Origin of the sequence: Lentzea kentuckyensis (assembly GCF_002150765.1) — a bacterium.
GTDB lineage: Bacteria > Actinomycetota > Actinomycetes > Mycobacteriales > Pseudonocardiaceae > Lentzea > Lentzea kentuckyensis.
Window position 1 is genome coordinate 1 of the sequence record NZ_MUYM01000116.1, and the last position, 1,567, is coordinate 1,567.

At 66.4% G+C, this 1,567-nt stretch carries 2 protein-coding genes; both read left to right on the plus strand.

Annotated features, from left to right (window positions below):
* The coding region (locus B0F77_RS39815; RefSeq protein WP_143467167.1) for an MFS transporter at positions 1 to 677 on the plus strand (677 nt) is incomplete at its 5' end.
* Between the two features lie 16 nt (positions 678 to 693).
* Positions 694 to 1,567, plus strand: an 874-nt coding sequence (locus tag B0F77_RS39820) for an ABC transporter transmembrane domain-containing protein (protein WP_143467168.1), incomplete at its 3' end; no start/stop codon positions are given.

Here is a 1,567-nt window from a genome sequence, read left to right on the forward strand (position 1 = left end):
CGTTGCCCGCGTTGGTGCTCGTTCCGTTGATGCTCAAGTACCTGCCAGAGACGGCTGCGCGCAGGGCTCCCGCGTTGGAGGCCGTTGGGTCGCTGTTCAAGCCTGGGCTGCGGAAGGCCACTGTGGCGTTCTGGGTTGCCTCGTTCATGGGATTGTTGTTGGTGTACGGGCTCAACACCTGGTTGCCGCAGATCATGCGTAGTGCCGGGTATGAGCTTGGGACGGCGTTGGCGTTGTTGCTCACGCTCAACATTGGTGCGGTGGTTGGGCTTTTGATCGCGGGGGCGGTTGCCGACCGGGTTGGCGTGCGGCCGGCGGCGATCGGGTGGTTCGTGGGCGCTGTGGTGTTTCTGGGGCTGCTCAGCATCAAGTTGCCGGGTGTCGGGGTTTACGTCGCCGTGTTTTTGGCTGGGTGCTTCGTGTTCAGCGCGCAGGTGCTCGTTTATGCGTATGCGGGCCGGGTTTATGAGGAGAACCGCGCCACTGGCATCGGGTGGGCCGCTGGAGTCGGCCGGTTGGGCGCGATCAGTGGGCCGTTGCTCGGTGGTGCGTTGCTCACGGCTGGGGTGGCGCATCCATGGGGCTTCTACGCGTTTGCGTTCATAGCGGCGTTGGGTGCTACGGCTGTTGGTGCGATTGGGCTGAAGGCGAAATTGGTCGTGGTGCCTGCCAAGTGATGGCAAGGTCAGGTGCATGGCTCGACATGCCCCGTACGACGATCCGGGAACCCCGGACGTTCGATCGCCCTGGCGGTACCTGTGGTGGCTGGTGCTCATGCAGCGCTGGCGGGTGCTCGCCGGGGCGTGGTGGGGAACACTGTGGATGTGCGGGCTGATCCTGCCGCCCTACCTCATCGCGAAGGCCATTGAGGACGGTCTTCGGCGCGGCGATCGGGTGGCGTTGGTGTGGTGGAGCGTTTCGCTGGTCGCGGTGGCGGGGGTGCTGGCGCTGCTCGGGGTCGCGCGGCATCGGACCATGACGTTGGTGCGGACCGATGCCTCGCTGCGGACGGCGCAGGTGGTGGTTCGGCACGTCACGCGGCTTGGCGGGGTGGTGCGGCGGAAGCTGTCCACCGGGGAGTTGACGTACCTGCAGAACGGGGACACCGCGCGGATCGCGCATGCCCTGACGAGTACCGGGCCCGGGGTGGGGGCGGTGATCGCTTATGCGGTCACGGCGGTGTTGCTCGTGCGGATTTCATCGTTGGTGGCGGTGGTTGTGTTGTTGGGTGTGCCGGTGCTGGCCGTGGTCACCGGGCCGGTGTTGCACCGGTTGCACGCGGTGGAGGCTCGTTATCGCGGGAGCCAGGGGGAGTTGAGCTCGCGGGCTGGGGACATCGTGGCCGGATTGAAGGTGTTGTCCGGGATCGGGGGCAAGCCGGCGTTCGAGGAGCGCTTCCGCGGGATGTCCCGTGAGGTGTTGAAGGACGGCTACCGGGTTTCCGCCTGGTTGAGCTGGGTGCAGGCGTTGACCTGGGGGCTGCCCGCGCTGTTTCTCGCGGTGGTCACGTGGATCGTGGCGCGGATGGCGGTGAGCGGTGCCATCTCGATCGAGGAGATGGTCGCGG